Origin of the sequence: Pedobacter nototheniae, from assembly GCF_032678625.1 — a bacterium.
GTDB lineage: Bacteria > Bacteroidota > Bacteroidia > Sphingobacteriales > Sphingobacteriaceae > Pedobacter > Pedobacter nototheniae_A.
In genome coordinates, this window is record NZ_JAVTSO010000003.1 from 108,927 (window position 1) to 130,101 (window position 21,175).

Here is a 21,175-nt window from a genome sequence, read left to right on the forward strand (position 1 = left end):
ACAGTTTCATTCTTTTTAATTCTTATAGCCTTAATCATTTTTCCGTTAATAACTTCAACCGTTCCTTAGCGTGGACATTATTTGCATTAAGTTCTATTGACCGCTGGTAATTTTTTATTGATTCGCTTTTGTGTCCTGCCCCCTCCAATGCCTCTGCGTAGCTATCAAAGACATTCCAGGATTGAGGAAACTCCGCAGTATTAAGTTTGAAGATTTCTAAAGCTGCGGCTTTCTTGTCCTGCGCTAAAAGATAGTAGCCCAAGGTGTTTAACTCGCTCTCTGCAAGATTAAAATCAAATTTTTCGCTTGCCTGTATTTTCTCTTGTCTATAAAATAAAATGCCTTCTTTAACAGATCCATTCAATATTTTCTTTGCCATTGCCTGCACAATCTCGGGCTTTGGCTTTTCATAATCAAGTCCGTTAATCACTGAATAGATTTTGTTACTCATCGAGGAAAGATCTACATTAGTACTTCCTGGCACCAAATTGCTTAAAATAACAATAACTTGCTGCTCGTGGCTTTCCCTAAGAATTATTGAGCGATACCCATTTATAGCCCCGTTATGTGAAGAAAACTCGGAAGTAAATCGGAGTCCGGGAATTTTCATTTTATTTACCTGTATCCCGTAAGCATATTTTTCCATATTCGGTTTAAACATGAGCTGTAGGTTCTTATTGGACAGTAACTTTTCTGTATACAATGCCCTGTCCCATTTCAGAAGATCACCGACGGTGGAATACATCCCGCCTGCCGAAAAGATGACTGCGTAAAGATTGATATAATCAGGTTTCGTATATATCCCATACTGTAGGTTATAGCCTGATGCCTGTTGACTAACCACTTCTTTTCTCATCTCCATGCCAGAGTTGTTCATTCCAATAACATCCAATATTCTTTCTTTAAGTACCTCACTGTACGGTTTAGACCTCAGTGACTCTATGATTGCCCCGAGGATGTAGTATCCAGAGTTTGAATAGCGATAGCGGACACCAGGTTCGGCCTCAAGGTTCTCGCTGCAATATTTTTCTATAAACTCGCGGGGAGCATATTCCGTTTTGCATATTTCCCAAAAATCGTCCCTACTGCCAAAATCACCAAGTCCGGAAGTATGGCTCAACAACTGGTTAATGGTAACTTTTGTACCAATATCCTTTCTGTAATATGGCAGGTAATCCGAGATATACCCGCCCAGATCAATTTTCCCTTCCTGATAAAGCTGCATAACCAACATGGCGGTAAATTGTTTAGTTAGCGAACCAAGTCTGAACTTCGTTTCGGGAGCATTGGCTACATTCCATTCCTGGTTTGCTAAACCATAGCCTTGGCTAAATACAACTTTACCCTTCTTCGCCACCAGAACTGAGCCACTAAATTGGTTAATATCTACAAAGGCCTTTACCAGTTTGTCGATCTTCTGATTTTCATTATCTGCCTGTGCTTTCAATAAACCTGGTAACACGACAAAGATACATACGTATATAAAATGGAATGGTTTAGCTCTCATCAATTAATATTTCTTTTTTTAGAGGACGCTGAAATCATCCAAATGGTTGCACTAATTCCCTTGTAACTTTCACATACTGATTCTCATTCTAAAATGAAAATCAATCAGGCAAATAAAGAATAAATAAAATTGCTCAAAAACAATCTTGATTACTATATTCACAATGCAAAGCCTTTCGATATTGCTGATTTTATGCCAGAAAAAGATTTAACTGACTTTATAAATGGTTGTAGAGAAATAGTCAATGAGCTATCTCCATATTGTTAACTGAACCATTAATTGCTAAACAACAATATGGCCACTGATAAAACCAAGCATAAATCAGATAATAAGCAAATAATAATGAGAAGAACCTATCTAATTTGGGCAATAATCCTTTTTACAGGCGCCTGCAAAAACAAAGAACACCTGCTTATCGAGCCGATAAAAGGAAGGGTCATATCTTCTTTAGATAAAATCCCGATAAGCAATGTAAAAATATATGTAGAGAAAAATGCATTTAATGCCTTTGATACCATCAACACAAAGAATGATGGCCGCTTTTTTATTGATCAGCTATCGGTTAATGGCTATAAAGATATGCACCTGCAAAAGAATCTCTCCTATAACTTATTCATCGAGAAGGATGGCTATAAAAAAATGGTGATAGATATAAGAAAATATAGAAAACAAAGCGCCCCGAAGGCAGGAGACACCACCGATTTGGGCATTATTTATTTAGATAAGTTATTTGTTGAAGCTGAAAAAACTGCGACTGCCCCTATAGTTCAAAAAAACACTTCAATAAATAATAAATGGGAAGGTACTTACGAAGGGTCGTTTTTAAGAATGGAAGAGGAGTCTGGAGACCCCCGGGCCTGGGGAAGGATTACCATCACTATAATTGCTATCGAAAATAAAGTTGCCACCTTCCACCTCGACACTTATATCGAAAATGTACAAAAAGACTTGAAAATTGTGCATGTAAACGACAAAGAAATACAACTTACTGATGTGGACGGCAAAAACCTGATACTAAATCTGAGTTCAGACAAAACTAAATATCTACTCTCGGGTAATTTAATGGAGAAAATTGTAGGCAAAAAAGAAACATACACGCTCGCAAAGAAATAAATATGAAAAGCTTTTTGAGAAATATGGTATTACTACAGTGAATAAACCAATTTGATTAACCTCATTCTGCCAATTTTAGAAAACCCCGAAACAAACTGGTTATCAAGAAGTAATCAAAACTTTATTTTTAACAAAGAGGGGTCAATTGATTTTGGTTTTTCCACCTATTTGCACTATTCGAAGATTTCAAAATTTAGTTAAACAGTATGAAACTGATTAACAGCATAAAACTTTTCACCAGTGTAAGCAGCGGCTTTGGTTTAACATTTGCAACAATAAAGTCCCCGACATCGAGTGTCGAGGGACTTTATTGTTTAATATAAATCGTTAAACTTTATAACCTGTTCTGCTCATCGGTCTTTTGTTTTTGTTCTTTCCCTTTCAGTCCGGCATTACCTAAATTATATTTAAAGGAAATCCGGAAATTCTGCGTGTCGCCATAATAGGTAAAGTAGTTGTGCTGATCGGCATAATCAGAGGTAACTTTCATTTTCTGGCCTTTGTAAATATCATTGAGGCTCAGCGATACTTCCCCATGGTTGCTAAATAATTTCTTTTTTGCGCCGATGTTCAGGCTGCTCATCCCACTCACGGTTGCGGGGCCTTGTAAACCAGCCGTATTAAAATTAAAGCTGACATTGGCTGTAAAGCCTGCCTTTTTGTTTAAGGTCAGTTGGTTATCTGCCGTACCGTTCATACTGAAAACGTTACGTTTGATAAAACCACCCCCACTCAGGGGGAAACTGCTGATGAGAAAGGCGGCGCCAGGGTTTATATCCAACGACCACCAGCCTGCGAGTTGTAAGTTTGTGCTCAAATCGATGCCGTAATACCGGGAACCGGGAATATTGGTCACTTTCTGGATCAGCGTATGGGTAGCATTGTCCTGGAAAGGGAGCTGTATGGTGGGATGCTGCTCATTTATAAAATATAATTCAGCATTGTACCTGCTTTTGTAGGTATACAACAGGCTGTACTGATCCGTCAGGGCTGGTTTCAGGTTCGCGTCGCCCATCAGGTAAGAGTTAGGGCTGAAATAGGAACGAGAAGGATTTAGATAGTTATAAGGCGGCCGGGTGATCCGTTTACCGTAAGAAAGGCCTAACTGATTATCTGGTGATAATTTATTCTGTAAAAAGACTGTCGGAAAAAGATTGAAGTACCCTTGTGCATTAGTTTGCACGGGGCTTATGGAACTGCTGTTGATGTCTGTATATTCACCGCGGAGCCCGGCCTTAAAACTCCAGGTGCCCCAGTCTTTATTCACGCTAATATAACCTGCGGCTACACTCTCCTGGTAAAGAAAGGTATTACTAAGTGCCGGATCGATCACCAAACCGCTGGTAGTATCACGGCGAAAATCCAGGAAGTTATCTGCTTTTACCCTACTAAACTTTGCGCCTGCCTGGACACTAATCACCTTGCTATCTTTACTGTAATCTGCCTGTGCCGAAAACAGCCGGATATGCTGGCGGGTATCGGTAACAAAGCGGCTATTATGCGGATCAACCACCTGGTAGCTCGTTCTAACATCCTGATCGGTGGTACTCTGGTAATTGGTATAATCTGCTGAAAGGCCAAGTTTTTCGGTTGCCGAAAAGCGATGGTCATAACCGAGATTGATATTGACGTTGGTATTGGGTGTAAGGCGGGTATTTTGTGTATCAAAAGCGGATTGAAATGCACCAGATTGATAGATAGTTGTGGGAACACTATATAACGCGTGATTATTTTTAGCAATATAGCCGTCTGTTCCTGCACTGATGGTATTCAGACTATCGATAGCATAATCAAGATTGAGCCTGTAAGTATGTTCGGCATCGCGATAGTTTTTCCGGCGCAGGATATCCACCCAGGTTTGCTGCTGTCCGGCATAGTTGGTTACCTCTTTTATCTCGTTATAGTAAATACCCCTGCCAAAGTTGTAGCTACCAAAAAGAGCCAGTTTCCCTGTTTTATAATATTGGCTGGTGTTGATGTTTTCCTTGGCATAAATACCCTGTGTATAGCCTGCACCAACCGAGCCTTTGTATCCGGGCGTATGGTTTGCTTTCATTTTGATATTAATGACAGCGCTGCCCGAAGCCTCGTAGCTGGCTGGCGGGTTGGTAATAACCTCTACCGATTTGATATCATTTCCCGCTGTACTTTCCAGAAAAGCTTTTAATTCGTCCCCGCTCAAAGTTACTTTTTTATCGTTGATGGTTACGATAATAGACTGACTGCCACGAATCGCGAGCTGGTCGCCTCCAGACTGGACACCCGGTGCGCGTTTAACGATCTCCCAGGCACTGCTGCTCGAAAGCACGGTATTTTCTACATTGAAATCTACCCGATCGATCTTGCGGGTAATAGTCGGCCTTTTTGCCATTACCATCACTTCATTTAGTTCGTTAAGGTCGTTGGCCAGGATGATCACAGGTAGTTGCAAATCAGTTTGCATCTTTATTTGTTGGTTATACATTTTAAATCCAACAACGGTGACCTTCAGGCGATAATCGCCTGAAGGTAAGTTTTCGAAAACGAAAACACCGTCATTATTGCTGAGTGTACTTTGTTTCTTTGAGGTATCCGCTACGTTTTGAACCTGCACTGTCGCGTACGAGACCGGCTTTTGATCACCGTTTAAGGAACCACTGAGTTTGTAATGCTGGGCTAAGCCTGCAAAAGGGATGAATACGAGTAGGCAAATAAATTTGTACATAGTCTTTTAATTTGCTACAAACCTGCCGGTTTGAACTTCGGCTTTTGGTTAAAGCTTTGTTAATGGTTTGTTAACGTCGGCGGATTGCTGCCTGTAATTCCGGTTTACTGGTATCTTTGTTTCATGAAATTGAAAATAAAATACCTGATTTGGGGTTGTACGCTGGCCATACTGGCGTTAACAGCCATTCAAGGGTATTTCATCTATAATACGTTTATCCTGAAGCAAAGGGAGGCCGAGACAGCCGTCAGGGCAGAGCTGATCAAGATGGAGGAGCATATAAACATTGATAAATTGCGCGATGCCTGGTTCGAACAAGTAGAAAACATGGTACGGGAAAACCGACATTCAGAAATTAACGCGCTTACACGCAATGGTTCAGCGGCTATATCCAGGCAGGTTAGTGACTACATCAACCACAACCAAGTGCTTGATCGATACCATACCGCTTATGAGGTTGTAATCCAAAATGCTATACTGATCGATAAACGTTCCGGCTACAAATTGGTTCTGAAAAACAAACGCTGGTTTAATAACGGGAAACGGCTAAACGAACCGCAGATCATTCATGACCTGACGGCAAGTGACGATGCCGCAGCCGGACCGGTGGTGCGTGACTTTAATACCCGCTCCAGTTTTAGTATTAATGACTGGCAACAAAATATACTGGGCCAAATGATCGGCCTGCTTGTTTTTTCGGCGTTACTGCTGGCTTTTGTTATCTTGCTATTTTATTTTTCTATACGGGCACTTATTACCCAGAAAAAGATCACGGATATGCAAACCGATTTTATTAATAATATTACCCATGAGTTCAATACCCCGCTGGCAACCTTAAGCGTGGCGGTTAGCACGGTTAAAAGCCAGCCGGAACTAAAGACGAACCGTATCATTAGCCATTCAGTTCAGGTAATTGAGCGTCAGCACATCCGGCTTAAAAAACTGATTGACCAGGTTATGACGCATACCGCCGGGCCGCAGCAATTGATATTGAAAAAGGAAATGGTACCGATGGAGCACTTCCTCCAAAAAATCATTAGCGATTTTAAAGCGGCAAATCCGGGAGCGGAACTTATCGAAAGGCTGCAATGCGAACCTGTATCCATAGCCATCGACCAGTTTCATTTGACCACCGCAATTGGCAATATGCTCGAAAATGCCGTAAAATACGGGGGGACGCAATTGACTATTAGTACCGCATCTGAAGGCGCGTTCTATCAGATCGTGATCCAGGATAATGGTATTGGGATGGTTAAAGAAGAACTTGAACATATTTTCGGGAAATTTTACCGGGTAGAAAAGGGTGACATCCATACCGTTAAAGGCCTTGGCCTTGGCCTGTTTTACAGCCAGCAACTCGTTACCGCCCATGGTGGCCGGATCGGTGTACAAAGTGTTTACGGCAAAGGAACTACATTTACCATTACATTACCTTTAACATGAAACATATCCTGTTAGCAGAAGATGACCTGGATTTCGCAGGTATCCTGAAACAATACCTGGAGTTAGCCGGGTTCCGCGTAACGTGGAGGAGTAACGGCCTTGAGGCATTTAAGTTTCTGAATTCAGACCGTGTGGATATCTGTGTGCTTGATGTGATGATGCCGGTGATGGACGGTTTCACATTGGCTGCTGAAATCATTAATATTTACCCGGATATGCCGTTCGTATTCCTCACTGCCCGGAACCAGAAAGAGGATAAGCTAAAAGGGCTGAAGCTTGGAGCTGATGATTATGTGGTAAAACCTTTTGAAGCAGATGAATTGGTTTTGCGGATCAGAAATATCCTGAAGCGTACCGAAACTGCTATTGCCCCTATGCCTGAGGTTATCACAGTCGGTAGTTATACATTAGATCGTAGCCGCCTGTTGTTATTGCACGATTCAGGGAACACTCGCTTAACAGAAAAAGAAGCCGAGTTGCTGCTCTATTTTTGTAAGCACCAGAACCGTGTGCTCAAGCGCGAGGAGGTACTTTTGCAAATATGGAAAAGCGATGATTATTTTTCGGGTAGAAGCCTGGACGTTTTCGTAAGCAAACTGCGTAAATATCTGACGGTAGAGCCACGGATCAGCATCGAAACAATAAGGGGTTCAGGGTTCGAGTTCAAAACCAGCATTGATTAATAATAAAAATCCTTGTGCTATATCATAACCAAATACACGGTTCCCGTTAATATGGCGATTATACTACGATCAAGGATTTCTTAGATCAGGCTGATTTATAACCTCATTTAGGAATCGCAAATAAATCAATATCCTTACCATCTTCAAAAAACCGAAACCGATCCTTTTAAAAATTCTCTTATTAAAGTGGATAAACCTGTGTTTCTAACCCCTTTTCGCCAATTAAACAACAAAATGATTTTTAGGCTTTTAAGGCAAATTTATTTTTGGTGAGAGGGGATCAATCAGCTCTGGTTTTTCCACTCATTAAGCCCAACTTGATTTTTAGGCATAGACCATATAAGTAATCCAAAACTGAAGGATGCGATTACGGTAAACAGAGATTTAATTTATAGTGATTTTTGTGTGTACCTAATGTTTTTGCCCTTTATTTATTTTAAATAGATGTAGGATTTGCGGAAATATCGCATCCATACTTTCTTCAACACCGTTTTTAGAACCTGGAAGTGTAATCACTAAGGCTTCGCCAATAAATCCGGCAACGCCTCTTGATAACATGGCATAAGGCATACGTTCTTGTCCGTATCGTCTAACTGTTTCCATTACGCCATCAATCTTTCTATCCAACAAAGGAGTAATGGCTTCGGGTGTTACATCTCGTGGCGATAATCCTGTTCCGCCCGTTAATATAACGATTTGGTTAGTCTTGCAGAGGCTATTCACAACTTTCCGGATCGCAACAATGTCATCAGGAACTACTTCATAGCTTAATGTTTCAATACCCAGCAGCTTCAGTTTAGACATAGCTGCCTTTCCCGATTTATCTTCTGCTTGTTTTCGGAATACGGAATCGGAACAAACTATAACAGCAGCTTTAATTTCTGGGAATTCTAAGTTTTTAAGACCTGATTTTCCGCCAGATTTTTCCAATAACCTGATGCTGTTTATCTCTATGCCTTTATCAATTGGTTTAAGCATATCGTACATAGTAAGTGCTGTTATAGATGCACCATGCATGGCTTCTACTTCTACGCCAGTTTTGTAAATGGTATGTACTTCTACCATAATAATAATATCAAGCCCGCTGGTATCGAAAGTAATGGAGGTAAACTCGATTGGTAACGGGTGGCAATCAGGAATCATATCACTCGTTCTTTTTACACCAAAAAGCCCAGCCGCTCTTGCAAACTCAAAAACATCACCTTTAGGTACTTTTCTTTGCAAAACAGCATCTATTGTTTCCTGTTTCGAAACGGTTACTGTAGCCGTTGCAATCGCAATTCTTAAGCTATTCGATTTCTTTGTGATGTTTACCATATTAAATATTTTCTTTCCATTGATGCGTTTCATCACCGAATATTTCCTTGCCCCAAATGGGCAATTCTGATTTTATTCTTTCCACAAGTTCATCGCAAGCCTGCATGGCCGGTTTACGGTGTTTAGATGAGGTGAATACAAAAAGACAAATTTCGCCAACATTTATTTTGCCCAAACTGTGGTGAACATGCATACAAGTAAGTGGGTATTTACTAAAGATATCTTCTCTAATTTCGTGCATCTTCGTTAAGGCCAAATCTTCGAAAGTGGTATATTCTATTGCGGAAACAAACTTGCCATCTATTTCATCTTTCCTTACCTGGCCCATAAAAATACTGTGCCCGCCAATATCGGTTTTGCTACTGTGATTGGCAATACTTTTGGTTATAAATTCGGGATCTACAGGGCCGTTAATAAATATATTTTTAACTTTCTTCTCGCTCATTTTATGTAGTTGCAAAATGATTTCTCCATTTAGAAATACCACCTTTTAAACTATAAATAGTTTTGGTATTTCCATATTTCTCATGCAGTAATTCTGCTGCGGCAACACTTCTAATACCATGTTGGCAAATCAGTATAATGTTTTCTTCTTCAATTTCTGATGATACAAAGGTACCAAAATCCGACATCGGAGCCTGCCTGTAAATATTCAAATCTAACCTCGGGAATTCGTGTTTTTCTCTTACATCAACTAAAATAGTTAATGGCGATTTTGCCAATTCCAGCATATTTTCTGCATCAATTTCTAAGTATGTTTTTTCTAAATTTGGTTGCTTTCTGCTGTTCACTTTAGTTATTTTGTATGCACTCGATGGTGTAATTTTTATTTCGTATTGTTCTTGATTAAGCAGGTTATATTGTAGCAATTTATTTGCTAACGTTTTGCCTATTCCTGTAATGTGTTTAATAATTTCACCTGCGGCCATGGTGCCCAATATACCAGGCAGAACACCTAAAACGCCATTTTCGGCACAGTTTGGAATTTCGGTAGCAATGGGTTCTACCGGAAATAGGTCTCGGTAATTTGTGCTAAATCCTTGCTCATCAACTGTGTTAAAAACTGCTAATTGACCTTCAAAGCCCGAAACGGCTGCAAATACCAAAGGCTTTTTCGCTAATGTACAGGCGTCGTTAATGATGTACCTCGATTTAAAATTATCCGTTCCATCTAAAATGATATCGTAGTTGCTAATCACTTCGAAAACGGTTTCTGTATCAATAGCAAAAGGAAACAATACAATTTCGACATCAGGATTCATTTCCTTTAACCTTTTTGCGGCAATTTCTACCTTTAGTTCTCCAATGTTTGTTGAAGTAAAGAGCACTTGTCTTTGTAAGTTTGACAGCTCTATTCGATCATCATCTGCGATACCAATTTTGCCGATACCTGCTGCTACCAAGTATTGTAAAGCTGGGCAGCCAAGTCCACCAGCACCAATTACAAGCACGCTCGCTTGTGCTAATTTTGTTTGCGCTACTTCTCCAAACCCCTTTAAAACCGTTTGCCTTTGATACCGTTCTTTATCCATGCCTATCCTCCAGAAAATGGTGGCATTAAAGCAACCGTATCCATATTTTCAATCTTACTATTCTGTTGAACCAGGTTTTTATTCAAAGCAACTTTATATTTCATGTTGGCAAGTGCCGGATATTTTTTTTCAAAAAAAAGACAAAGTTCATCAGTGTTGCTAATATTTTCTATTTCTATATTTTGCTCAGTTACAAATTCTGCTATTTTTCCAAAACTGATTAATTTAATTTGCATAGCTCATTAATTAGGTAAAAGAATAATAGAAACAGTTTCACCAACTTCAAAAAAATCCTGTATTTCATCTAATACAATAAGGCAATTTGCTTGTGCAAACGAACTCAATCGATAAGATTCTTGTGCGCCAAGCGGTGTTGCTTTTCCATCTTCATAGTTTCCTTTTAAAAAATGGGTTAATCCTTTTGGTTTTTTATAATGGTGTGTAAGCGTTGCTTCTAACTGCACTAAATTATTTTCTTTGTTTGATAATCTTTTTAAGCCCGGAAGTACATAATTATAAAAACAGCTTAGCACTGATGAAGGGTTTCCTGGAAGACCGAATATGAGTTTCTCGCCCTTTTTGCCAAAAAAAAGTGGTTTGCCTGGCTTCTGTTTTATTTTATGGAATAACTGTTTTATGCCACAGTTTTTTGAAGCTTCGATTACATAATCATAATCGCCAACACTTACACCACCCGTTAATAATACCACATCGTTACTGTTTAAGGCTTTTTGAAGTATTTCCGTTAAAGTATCGAGATTATCTTCTGCTTCTAAAATTTCAATATTGAAAATCTGTTCTTTATTTAAGGCCGCAGAAAGCGTGTATGAATTTGATTCGTAAACTTGACCAAAACAAAGCATCAAACCTGGCTGCAGCAATTCATTTCCGGTTAGGATAATTGCTATTCGGGGCATGGGAAAAACTTTTACTTTATTTATTCCAATACCGGCTAAAAAGCCAACTGCTGCTGGGGTAAGTAAGTCTCCATTTTTCATGGCAAGTTCGCCAGATTTAATTTCTGAGCCTATTGCCCGAACATTCAATCCTTTAGTTATATTTTCGCTTTCGAAACGAATTATATTGCCAACACGAGTAGTTTTCTCCTGCATAATAACGGTATCTGCACCGTCAGGAAGTGGTGCTCCGGTAAATATGCGGCTTGTTTTTCCTGCTGTTAAGTTGATTTTTTTTTGCGTTCCGGCAGCCATTTCTCCAACCAGGTTAAGTTCGTTTTTATCGCCGAAAATAATGGCATAACCATCCATAGAAGATTGCTTGAAAGCAGGAATATCATAATGAGCATAGATATCTTGAGCCAAGATATGGCCAGCGGCTTCCCTTAAATTTAAGAGAATTGGAGATAAGGTAGCGATATTCTCGCTTATCAGCTTTTTTGCTTCACCAACACTAATCATTAATTATCCTCCAATGGTTATCATACTTCTATTTTTGATGGCGGCGGTATCCAATTTTTCAAAATGGGTAATTAATTGTCCGCCAAGCTCTTTTTTCTTATCCCAAATAGAAGCCTGAATTAAGGGAAGTACTGCCTCTTTATTTCTTAAGGCAGTCAACAAATCTGTTTCATCAGCAGAGAATAAGCAGTTTTTAAGTTTTCCATCGGCAGTTAGGCGCATACGGTTACAGGTACCGCAAAAAGGTGCTGTCATGGTACTTATAATTGCAAAAGAGCCTTCATAACCTGGAATCATAAAACTTTTAGCGGTGTCGTTTAGTGCAGATTTGACCGGTAATATTGTAAAATCTTGTTCTACAACAGCAAGAATTTCTTCGAGCGAGAACATTTTATTGCTCGTCCATTTATTTCCACTAAAAGGCATAAACTCAATAAAGCGCACCTGTATTGGATTGTGTTTTGTCCAATCGATAAAGTCCTTAATCTCATTATCGTTAAGGCCTTTCATTACCACCATATTTATTTTTACAGCAATTTTATGCTGCAATAATAATTCGATATTACTTCGAACCTGATGGAATACATCGCGACGTGTAATAAGCATGAATTTCTCGGGCTGTAACGTATCTAAGCTAATATTAATGGTTTTTATACCGGCTTTAATTAATACGGGCAGCATTTCTGCAATTCTAGTTCCATTAGTAGTAATTACCAATTCTACAGGAAGCTTACCTAAGGCCAATATAATTTCAGCTGCATCTTTACGAACAAGTGGTTCGCCACCGGTTAAACGTATTTTTTTTACCCCTTCATCTACAAAGGTTTTTGCAAGTTCGAGTACCTCGTTTGGTTGCATTAATCTAGATGCGGGTGTAAAATCATAGTCCTCTTCTGGCATGCAATAAAAGCACCTGAAGTTGCAGTTATCCGTTAAGGATATCCTTAGGTAATCATGTACACGTCCAAACGAATCGGTTATCATTTTAGGTTTATAATTTTATTATAATCAGTTTCTGTATCGATATCAATTGCTCCAGCTTCAAAATTAACAGTAGCTAAATCTTCTGGATGATTTTTAATGATTGTTTTTGCACCACTTTGGCCATCCAAATTTAACAATTCTTCGAAATGTTTTTTATTGAACAATGTTGGTGTGCCCGTTGTTTGCGCGTAAGTACAAGTAACGATGCTCTTACCGTTCGATTGATGCTTAACTACCAATTTTTCTAAAACAGTTGAATCTATATATACCTGATCGGCTACTGTTATAATCACATTTTCGGTCAGGATATCATTTTCGAGAGTTTTAGTCACACCTTTAGCAATGCTTGATGACATGCCTTTCTCCCAGTCTTCGTTAAAAACATAAATAACTTCTAAATGGTGATGTTGTTTTCTAATTTCATCGGCGTAAGCACCAAGCACAACAATTATTGGTCGGCATGAGGTTTTAAGTGCTTGGTTAGTTACCAATTCGAGCAAGGTTTGACCATTAAACTTTAGCAGTTGTTTGGGTTTACCCATCCTGCTCGAGTTGCCTGCGGCTAATATGATAATCGCAGTATTCATCAATTGCTTTTTAAATCGTAAAAGTGAATGGGGCTTTTCTTGTTTTTGAGCATTACTGCTGATGCGCCTGAATAAACGGCCTTGATTTCTGCAATAATGGAAATGGCAATTTCTTCGGCGGTTTCAGCTCCTATATCTAATCCAATTGGTCCATGAACCCGTAATTTTTGTTCTTGCTTATTGAGTTCATTAAGCATTTTTTCTAATTTTTTCTTAGGCCCGAGCGTGCCAATGTAAGTGGCTGGTGTGTTTAAAAGGTGGTCAAGTAGTTCGAGGTCGTAATTGTAATTATGTGTCATTAACACAAAAGCGGTTCGCTTATCTATTTGTACCTGCGGCAAAACTTGTAGCGGTTTAGCCACCAAAATTTGTGTAGCATTCGGGAACCTTTGTGCAGTGGCATGTGTTGGTCTTCCATCAGCAACAATGGTTTCCCATCCTAAAATATTCGCCATTTCGGCTAATGGCTGTGCATCGTTTCCAGCTCCCACAATAACCAATTGAATAGGTGGAGGAATAAACTCTAAATAAGCTTCGACCATTTCATTGCCTACTTCATATTCTTCGAAGCGAGAAATTTTAAGCTTTAAAACATCGAAAGCATCATTTTTAATAGCGCCAGAAATTTCTTCAATCGGTTTTTCTAAATAATCTTTTTCTCTGAACAGCATTATCGAGCCCAATTGATGCTTGGCAATAGAAGAAAAGACAGTAACTATAACTGCATCTTCTCTTTTTTGATTTGCAACCATTAATATTTTAATGGGATTTAGTTCATCATCAGCAAAAATAGGCTCGAATAAAATATGAACGATGCCATTGCAACCTAACTGAACACCAAATTTGGCGTCATCTTCGTCGGTAGTATCATAAGTAACCAATTTGTTTTCTTGTTGATGAATCGCTGAAAGTGCTTTTCGTAAAGCATCGCCTTCCAAGCAGCCACCACTAATGGCGCCAGTTAAAATGCCATCCTCGGTAACCAGCATTCTTGCACCCGGGCGTCGATAAGATGAGCCTTCTACCTTAACAACGGTTGCCAGTGCCGTTTTTTTGTCTTCGTTTAAAGCTTTTTGGTAAGCCTTAAGGATGTCATTAATCTCTTTCATCAGAAAAAATCGCTCTTAAATGGTAATTTAAATAAAATAGACCATAGTTTTTGTAGCATTACGTAAAGATAGGCAAAGTGTTTTTCGTATTAATGTTTTCATTTGGAAAAACTAAACTAATTGACCCCCTCTCTCCAGAAATTAATTTAACTTAAAAGGATTTCGTTACTAAATTGGTTAAGAGAGCTAAATGCATTGATTTATCACCCATCTACTTAATGCACAGATTTATATTCTACATCACTTACCGGTTCTAACCAATTTACCTGTTTTTCATCTTTAAAATTAGTGATGGCAATATGAACCATCTTTGTGGTTGCAGTCGCGCCGTGCCAATGTTCGGTGTTTTCGGGAATGTTTATGACATCGCCTTTCTTTATAGATTGGGCTGTTTTTCCCTTTTCCTGATAAAAACCTTTGCCTTCAATAATCAACAAAACCTGACCTTTGGGATGCGTGTGCCAATTGGTTCTGGCTTCTGGCTCGAAAGTGACACTTCCGGCGGAAAAATCATTGTTTTTATCTTGTCCAACCAATAGCGTAAGAAATGCGTTACCTGTAAACCAATCTTTTGATGTTGGTTCGCCTTTAGGGAATATTTCGTTTGTTTCCATTTTATCTTAGATTTTATTTTTTGTTTGAATTTCAAGGATTGAAAGATATCAGTGCAAGAAGGAATTTAATGTGTTTCCTTTTAATGAATTCTGTCAATGTCCCCTATTCTTGTAATTTATTTTTTAGTAAAATTTTTATGGTTGCGGCCTTAGAATGGTCGCTTATCATTGAAGCTAAATAAGGGCTTTTACTGTATTTTGTTCGATAAGCTTCATCAATATTGTTATTTATACTCGCATCCGCTGTTTCAAAACTCACATCCTTTATCATTCCTGAGGTGTGTATCTGTCCTGTTTTTTGCAGAATTGCCGATTGGTACCAGCGGCTTTTTATACCGTTGTAAGCACGAACATATAAATTATCATTCACCACTACCGACCAAATCCAGGTGGGCGTTCCGTAGGTGATTCCGTCAGCTCGGAATGGTGAAATTTTCAAATCATCAGCATTGTTTATTTGTAGCAGTTCGCCCGCAGTAAATTGTTGGTGTTCTGGCATTTTGAATTTATTATGTCAAATTTCATTTGAATAGACAACAGATATTAGAATTTACAGCACGTTCATGATACCCCCTTGGGGTGCTATAGTGTTTACTATGGAGCGAGTGGTTTTCCTATTATTTTTCTAATGGTATTGGCTTGTGCTTTACTGACGGATTTTTCGATTAATGTTGATATTTCTTCCAGCTGATTTTCTGTAATTCCGATATTTTTTCCAAAGGTAATATGAGATTGTAACTGACTCTCAACGCCAGACATTGAGGCCAATGCAGCAATAGTAACCAATTCTCGCTGCTGAAAACTCAATACGTCGCTGGCAAAAATATCGGCAAATAAATGTTCCTTTAAAAATGCATCAATACGAGGTGCAAATTCGCCAAATCCTGGCGCTGGTTTTGTTTGTGGCGTTTTGGTTAATGTTTCCAATACTTTTCTGCCTTGTTCGTACTTGTCTTCCGGGTTATTTTCTACTACGATTTTCTTTCCTTCTTTATCGGATATTCCTTTTGCTTTGCGTTCGTCTAAAACGGTTTTAAAAGTGTTAATGGCGTTCAAACTTCTCGGGAAACCGCAGTAGGCATAAAGCTGCGTTAATGCTTCTTTAATTTCATTGATGCTTAAACCGTTGTCTAAACCTTCGTTCAATTTAATTTTCAGATTTTCGATATTTCCTGTTGCGGTAAGTGCCGAAATCCTGACTAAACCTTGTTCCTGACTATCTAAAGTCGTTTTATCTTGTGCTTTCATTGTGTAGAAATTTGTGAGTATAACAAAAAGTAATGTCCATTTTAGGTATGTGTAGATGTTCATAATTGATTCTTGAATACAGATTTTTATTTTCCATTTTCTATTTCTTTAAACTGGCTGCCGAATATTGTTCATCAGTCACTGCTTCGCCCCATTTTACGATACCTTTATGGGTATCAGAAATGACATAAAGCTGTTGCAAACCTACATCCGTACTCGCTCCGTGCCAGTGGCGTACATTGGGCGGACATTTTATTACGTCGCCTTTTTTTATAATTTCAATTGGTTTCCCTTCTATCTGGTGGTAACCCAGGCCACTGGTTATTATTAAAATCTGTCCAGATGGATGCGTATGCCAATTACTTCTTGCACCAGGCTCGAAATACACATTTCCGATAAGCGTATTGTAAATACTATCCGCACCAACCAAACGTGTACTATACGCATTTCCAGTAAATAAATCCTTTGAACCTTTTTCTCCTTTTGCGAATATGGCTTGCGCTTCTCGTTTTGTATCTGCATTTTCCTTGCTTTGGTTGCATGCAAAAAGTATTGCTATTGCTATTGTAAAGACGGTAATTTGTGCTGGCTTCATCATTAACTTTTAGATAATTGATTTAATGAATTTTGCAGGGATGCCACCCACTACAACATTGTCAGGTACATCTTTTGAAACTACCGCACCTGCTGCTACCACAGCGTTTTCTCCTATGGCTACCCCAGAAAGTATGGTGGCATTGGCGCCAATCCAAGCATTTTTTTTAATATGAATTTTTCCCGGAACCAAACCACCCCTCTGGTTAGGGTCGAGCGGATGGCCTTCGGAAAGCAGGCTAACTTTCGGTCCAATCAGCACATTATCTTCAATGATAATGCCTCCCAAACCTAAAAAAATACAGTCAAAATTGATAAATACATGTTTTCCGATACTGATATTCTTGCCATAATTAATGTACAACGGTGGAAATACGGCTACACTTTCATCGATTTTGGCATCAGTTATTTCGCTCAGTATTTTGGTAATTTCTAATGCATCAGAACTGTTGTTCAGTTTCTGCAATAATTTAATCGTAGCGTATGAAGCTTCTCTTAACTGAGCGCCATCAGGATGGTTCGGCATAATGGTTTCGCCATTTTTTAAACGCTCAAATATTGTTTTATGTGGATTGCTCATCTTGTTGTTTCCTTTATAAACAAATTTAAACAGAAAACGATTCTCTTTTATGACACGATTGTCGTTGTTAATTTCAAATATTACCTATTTTAGCTAACGCGAGACTAAGAATGAAAAATATGATGTTGCCAAAAGTAGTTTACCTGGAAATTTCCAAAGAAAGTGATTTGCCTGGAAACTTTCAAAAGCGGTATCATACACATTTGTATTGCCAAAGAGGAAGTATTGAGTTTTTATTTAACGACCAGAAGATGGTTTGCAAAAGCGGGCAATTTTTGTTTTGGTTTGCTGAAAGCAGATTGTCTGGGTTGCAGTTGTCAAAGAATTTCAAGGCAACTATATTGTTGGTTGAAAAGGATTTCCTGATGGACAATATTCCTGACCAAGGTTGGTCAATCAATGCGCAATTACATTCGAGAATTTATCCCATAAAAAATATTCAAAATGATACAGAGAAAGATAAAATACTGACCAATTTTAAACGGTTGAATGAACGTTTTTTAGAATCAGGCCACCGTTTTTATGAAGAAGCGTTGAAGTTGCAAATGCAAATATTCATTCTGGAAATGTGGCATACGTTTGCAAACGAATACGAACAGCGAAAACACAGCCTGCAAACCGGAACGCTGTACGAAAGGTTTATGCAATTGCTTCAACAGCATTGTTTAACGCATCGGGAGGTGCAGTTTTACAGTAACGAATTAAATATCACCGCAAAATACCTCAATCACCTTAGTAAAATTCATTCAGGTATAACGGCTTCCGATTGGATACAGCGCCACGCCAAAGAACGAATTATACTTCTTTTGCAAAACAAAAACTTCAACATCTCCGAAATTGCCGACGAAATGGAATTCAGCAGTCGTTCGTTTTTCACAAGATATGTGAAAAAATTATTGGGGGTTACGCCTGGCGAATTTAGAGGAAGATTGGAGTAAAAATATAGAAAAATAAATGTATACAGTTTGAGGCTTAAACCCGAAATCTATCTTTAGCTGACGGAAGAGCAACGCTGAGATCTTAAGGTTAGTCTCTTGATAAACTATGGGCTAAGCGGTTCTTATAAACCTGGCAATAATTAAAGGTAACGGTTATTTTTATGCTGGGTGTTGAGTGTTGTATGATCTATTTATTGAACACTTTTCATTTCGAATTCATCACTAATTACGCCATCCAGCTCATTATCCTGATGGGTAACCAGTAAAACGGTGGCTTGCTGTTCAGCGAACAGTTCAGCAAGATTTTTTATAAACCTATACTTTAATTCTTTGTCCATTGCCGAAAAAGGCTCATCCATCAAAAGCAAGCTGGGCTTGGTAGAAAGCGCACGTAAAATAGCAAGGCGTTGTTGTTGTCCGCCGGAAAGTTCTCTTGGATATCTATTCCCGAAAGATTGCATCTCGCCAAGTTCAAGCAAATCCCGGACATAATCTAAATCATCAGTTCCAAATAGCAGATGCTGCTCAACGCTCATGTTAGGAAATAGTGCATAGTCCTGAAATACAAATCCAACCTTGCGTTCCTGCACTTTTTTTGAATATTTTTTACTTCTATCAAACCATAGCACATCATCCACTTTTATCCTTCCATTATCTGGCAAGATCAGTCCGGCAATCATTTTTAAAAGCGTTGTCTTTCCAACTCCGGAGGGGCCCATTATGCGGGTAATTGAATTCGAATGGAATTTAGTTTCGACACGGAGGTTAAAACCGCCGTATTTATTACCAATTTGTTTTTCAATACTAACATCTATCATTCAAACGGACTTTTTATTGCTTTTCTGTTAATTAAAAAAATACCTGTTACGATTAAAAAGGTAATTGCAAATAAAATAAGTGCATAATAATTTGCCGAATCATAGTCCATTATCTCCACCGAATCGTAAATGGCAATTGAGGCTACTTTAGTTTCGCCTGGAATGTTTCCGCCTATCATTAGTACAACACCAAATTCACCTAAAGTATGAGCAAATGTCATCACAGCGGCAGTAAATATTGAAGGACGAATATTTGGCAAAAGCACATAGAAAAAGGTGTGCAGAGGAGATTTTCCCATTACGTAGGAAGCCTCAGCCATTGAGCGTGGTAAATGAGAAAGTGCTACTTTTATTGGGCTAATCATAAATGGCAGACTGTAAATGACGGAAGCAAATATTAACCCTTTGAAGGAAAAAACCAGTTGCATATCAAATTGATCATGAAGCCATTTACCCAAGGCATTGTTGGGGCTAAAGGCAAGCAATAAATAAAACCCAAGGACCGATGGTGGAAGGACCAAAGGCATAGTAATTAAAGCTTCCAGGATAATTTTAAGAAAATTTTGCTTACGCGATAACCAATAGGCTATGGGAATTCCTATAATCAATAATAAAAGGGTTGTAATAAATGCAAGCTTGAGGCTTAGCCAAATTGGTTCCATATCCATCTATAGCTCAGTATTAATTTGGCAAATGATAGCCACTGGTGGAAATGATTTTTCGGGCAGATGGAGAGGAAAGATAGTCATAAAACCGGGTTGCTTTATCAAGTCCGGATTTCTTTGCGTGGGACAATAAGATAACCCCCTGCTCAATTTTTTTATAGCTCTTCTGATCTACCCTCACCCATTTAAATTTAGATTTGTCAATATGCTCATACAAGAAAGCTTCGGTGGTAAATCCAATGCTTACTACTCCGGTTTGCAAATAAGTATTTATTTGTGAAATACTCTCTCCAAAAACCAGCTTTTTGCTGATTTCATCAGTTAACTTATAATATTTCAAAGATTCCTGAGCAGCTCTACCGTAGGGGGCCGTTTTTGGATTTGCAATGGCTATTTTTTCAACCTGTGGGGTAGCAAGAATGGCCTGCCAGTTTTTGATTTCCAAATCCGTTGCGCCACAAACAATCAGGCTCCCTAAAGCATAAACTTTAGGTTTTTTAACCCCATAACCACCGGCATAAAGTTTATCGGGGAATTCTGTATCTGCTGAAAGAAAGATATCGAAGGGAGCACCGTTCATAATCTGGGTAGTGAGTTTGCCTGAGGCTCCAATGATCACCTCCGTTTCTATACCTGTACGTTTTTTAAAATCAAGCTGTAACCTCTTAATTACGCCCTGAGCATTTGCGGCCACCGCAATTCTTACTGTTTGCGCAAGGCAGATAAAATTTAAATTGAACAGTAAAAAAAGCAAAAAACTTATAGACGCAATTTTTTTAGATTTCACCATTCTTAATTTCATATAGTCCTTATTTACTTTGCAAATCCAATCTTAATACTGACCACTTGTTTGATGCACCTTGCAGGTTTTTTATCGTTCTGGACGATAATCCTGAATGGACCATCAGCAGCGGGTAGTGCAATGCCATCAACTGTATCTGCAAGTATAATCTTTTCTTCAGAAAATTCGCTATCCAGCTCAGCGAGGGAGAAAATCACCTGATAACCATCGCTGGCTTCAATTAGCACAAATTTAGTCAAATTTTCACCTCTAAGGTCTTTGCCCATTGTTGCTCCAGCCTGGCCTAACAAATTGGATAACAAAACGCCTGTATACTGATGATCCTTATTGTCCCTGTCTTTTCTGGAAACATCAACCCGTGGCATTAGCCTCATTTGTTCTAAGGAGAGGGAGAATGGCTTTGTTAATTCTCCGGCAATCTTGACAACTGGCTGGGTGCTTTGCTGGGCATGTGCAAGCGAAAAAGTAAAAACTGACAGCGCTATGAAAACGAAAGTTTTGATTATGTATTTTCTCATT

Annotated in this window: 23 protein-coding genes; 4 read left to right on the forward strand and 19 right to left on the reverse strand. The window is 38.8% G+C overall.

Translation table 11 applies throughout. From position 1 onward, the window contains the following. Window positions 1-34 precede the first annotated feature (34 nt). Window positions 35-1,507 carry a serine hydrolase domain-containing protein gene (locus R2Q77_RS10570; RefSeq protein WP_316803703.1) on the reverse strand — a complete coding sequence of 491 codons (1,473 nt, stop codon included), beginning with the start codon at window positions 1,505-1,507 and terminating at the stop codon, window positions 35-37. A 342-nt stretch (window positions 1,508-1,849) separates the two neighbouring features. On the opposite strand from R2Q77_RS10570, the gene R2Q77_RS10575 reads away from it, so the two are divergent. Continuing rightward, entirely contained in the window at window positions 1,850-2,620 is a 771-nt protein-coding gene (locus R2Q77_RS10575) for a carboxypeptidase-like regulatory domain-containing protein (RefSeq protein ID WP_316803704.1), read from the forward strand. 334 nt (window positions 2,621-2,954) lie between these two features. Here R2Q77_RS10575 and R2Q77_RS10580 read toward each other — a convergent pair whose 3' ends face one another. Then, complete coding sequence (locus R2Q77_RS10580) at window positions 2,955-5,324, reverse strand: outer membrane beta-barrel family protein (RefSeq protein ID WP_316803705.1); 2,370 nt, start codon at window positions 5,322-5,324, stop codon at window positions 2,955-2,957. A gap of 123 nt (window positions 5,325-5,447) precedes the next feature. On the opposite strand from R2Q77_RS10580, the gene R2Q77_RS10585 reads away from it, so the two are divergent. Together R2Q77_RS10585 and R2Q77_RS10590 are read left to right on the forward strand one after the other, a co-directional pair. After that, window positions 5,448-6,767 carry a HAMP domain-containing sensor histidine kinase gene (locus R2Q77_RS10585; RefSeq protein WP_316803706.1) on the forward strand — a complete coding sequence of 440 codons (1,320 nt, stop codon included), beginning with the start codon at window positions 5,448-5,450 and terminating at the stop codon, window positions 6,765-6,767. After that, complete coding sequence (locus R2Q77_RS10590) at window positions 6,764-7,450, forward strand: response regulator transcription factor (RefSeq protein ID WP_316803707.1); 687 nt, start codon at window positions 6,764-6,766, stop codon at window positions 7,448-7,450. The genes R2Q77_RS10585 and R2Q77_RS10590 overlap by 4 nt, the downstream gene beginning before the upstream one ends. Before the next feature lie 411 nt (window positions 7,451-7,861). Here R2Q77_RS10590 and moaCB read toward each other — a convergent pair whose 3' ends face one another. From moaCB to R2Q77_RS10655, 13 genes are all read right to left on the reverse strand, one after another. After that, entirely contained in the window at window positions 7,862-8,800 is a 939-nt protein-coding gene (gene moaCB, locus R2Q77_RS10595) for a bifunctional molybdenum cofactor biosynthesis protein MoaC/MoaB (RefSeq protein WP_316803708.1), read from the reverse strand. Further along, complete coding sequence (locus R2Q77_RS10600; RefSeq protein WP_316803709.1) at window positions 8,769-9,212, reverse strand: molybdenum cofactor biosynthesis protein MoaE; 444 nt, start codon at window positions 9,210-9,212, stop codon at window positions 8,769-8,771. Before R2Q77_RS10600 ends, moaCB begins: the two co-directional genes overlap by 32 nt. Before the next feature lies 1 nt (window position 9,213). Beyond that, window positions 9,214-10,299 carry a ThiF family adenylyltransferase gene (locus R2Q77_RS10605; RefSeq protein ID WP_316803710.1) on the reverse strand — a complete coding sequence of 362 codons (1,086 nt, stop codon included), beginning with the start codon at window positions 10,297-10,299 and terminating at the stop codon, window positions 9,214-9,216. A gap of 2 nt (window positions 10,300-10,301) precedes the next feature. Further along, on the reverse strand, window positions 10,302-10,535 hold the full coding sequence (locus R2Q77_RS10610; RefSeq protein ID WP_316803711.1) for a MoaD/ThiS family protein: 234 nt from the start codon (window positions 10,533-10,535) through the stop codon (window positions 10,302-10,304). Window positions 10,536-10,541: 6 nt separating this feature from the next. After that, on the reverse strand, window positions 10,542-11,717 hold the full coding sequence (gene glp / locus R2Q77_RS10615; protein WP_316803712.1) for a gephyrin-like molybdotransferase Glp: 1,176 nt from the start codon (window positions 11,715-11,717) through the stop codon (window positions 10,542-10,544). Window positions 11,718-11,720: 3 nt separating this feature from the next. After that, on the reverse strand, window positions 11,721-12,701 hold the full coding sequence (gene moaA / locus R2Q77_RS10620) for a GTP 3',8-cyclase MoaA (RefSeq protein WP_316803713.1): 981 nt from the start codon (window positions 12,699-12,701) through the stop codon (window positions 11,721-11,723). Further along, entirely contained in the window at window positions 12,698-13,288 is a 591-nt protein-coding gene (locus R2Q77_RS10625; protein WP_316803714.1) for a nucleotidyltransferase family protein, read from the reverse strand. The genes moaA and R2Q77_RS10625 overlap by 4 nt, the downstream gene beginning before the upstream one ends. Beyond that, window positions 13,288-14,397: an XdhC family protein gene (locus tag R2Q77_RS10630; protein ID WP_316803715.1), complete on the reverse strand. Its 1,110-nt coding sequence runs from the start codon at window positions 14,395-14,397 to the stop codon at window positions 13,288-13,290. The genes R2Q77_RS10625 and R2Q77_RS10630 overlap by 1 nt, the downstream gene beginning before the upstream one ends. Before the next feature lie 215 nt (window positions 14,398-14,612). Further along, entirely contained in the window at window positions 14,613-15,011 is a 399-nt protein-coding gene (locus R2Q77_RS10635) for a cupin domain-containing protein (protein ID WP_316803716.1), read from the reverse strand. Between the two features lie 103 nt (window positions 15,012-15,114). Continuing rightward, window positions 15,115-15,510, reverse strand: a complete 396-nt coding sequence (locus tag R2Q77_RS10640) for a DUF2255 family protein (protein WP_316803717.1) — start codon at window positions 15,508-15,510, stop codon at window positions 15,115-15,117. A gap of 95 nt (window positions 15,511-15,605) precedes the next feature. Further along, on the reverse strand, window positions 15,606-16,259 hold the full coding sequence (locus tag R2Q77_RS10645; RefSeq protein WP_316803718.1) for a carboxymuconolactone decarboxylase family protein: 654 nt from the start codon (window positions 16,257-16,259) through the stop codon (window positions 15,606-15,608). A gap of 100 nt (window positions 16,260-16,359) precedes the next feature. Continuing rightward, the gene (locus tag R2Q77_RS10650) at window positions 16,360-16,857 is read right to left on the reverse strand and encodes a cupin domain-containing protein (RefSeq protein WP_316803719.1); all 498 of its coding nucleotides are present in this window, start codon (window positions 16,855-16,857) and stop codon (window positions 16,360-16,362) included. A 6-nt stretch (window positions 16,858-16,863) separates the two neighbouring features. Beyond that, complete coding sequence (locus R2Q77_RS10655; protein ID WP_316803720.1) at window positions 16,864-17,433, reverse strand: DapH/DapD/GlmU-related protein; 570 nt, start codon at window positions 17,431-17,433, stop codon at window positions 16,864-16,866. A gap of 110 nt (window positions 17,434-17,543) precedes the next feature. Between R2Q77_RS10655 and R2Q77_RS10660 the strand changes: the two genes are divergently transcribed. Continuing rightward, entirely contained in the window at window positions 17,544-18,371 is an 828-nt protein-coding gene (locus R2Q77_RS10660; RefSeq protein WP_316803721.1) for a helix-turn-helix domain-containing protein, read from the forward strand. 191 nt (window positions 18,372-18,562) lie between these two features. On the opposite strand, the gene R2Q77_RS10665 is transcribed toward R2Q77_RS10660, so the two are convergent. Genes R2Q77_RS10665 through R2Q77_RS10680 form a run of 4 tightly spaced genes read right to left on the reverse strand, consistent with a single transcriptional unit; the run spans window position 18,563 to window position 21,174 of the window. Then, window positions 18,563-19,189, reverse strand: coding sequence for an ATP-binding cassette domain-containing protein (locus R2Q77_RS10665; RefSeq protein WP_316803722.1), 627 nt, complete (start codon window positions 19,187-19,189; stop codon window positions 18,563-18,565). Next, entirely contained in the window at window positions 19,186-19,857 is a 672-nt protein-coding gene (gene modB, locus R2Q77_RS10670; protein WP_316803723.1) for a molybdate ABC transporter permease subunit, read from the reverse strand. The genes R2Q77_RS10665 and modB overlap by 4 nt, the downstream gene beginning before the upstream one ends. A 13-nt stretch (window positions 19,858-19,870) precedes the next feature. Further along, window positions 19,871-20,656: a molybdate ABC transporter substrate-binding protein gene (gene modA / locus R2Q77_RS10675; protein ID WP_316803724.1), complete on the reverse strand. Its 786-nt coding sequence runs from the start codon at window positions 20,654-20,656 to the stop codon at window positions 19,871-19,873. An 11-nt stretch (window positions 20,657-20,667) separates the two neighbouring features. Next, on the reverse strand, window positions 20,668-21,174 hold the full coding sequence (locus tag R2Q77_RS10680) for a molybdopterin-binding protein (RefSeq protein WP_316803725.1): 507 nt from the start codon (window positions 21,172-21,174) through the stop codon (window positions 20,668-20,670). Window position 21,175 lies beyond the last annotated feature (1 nt).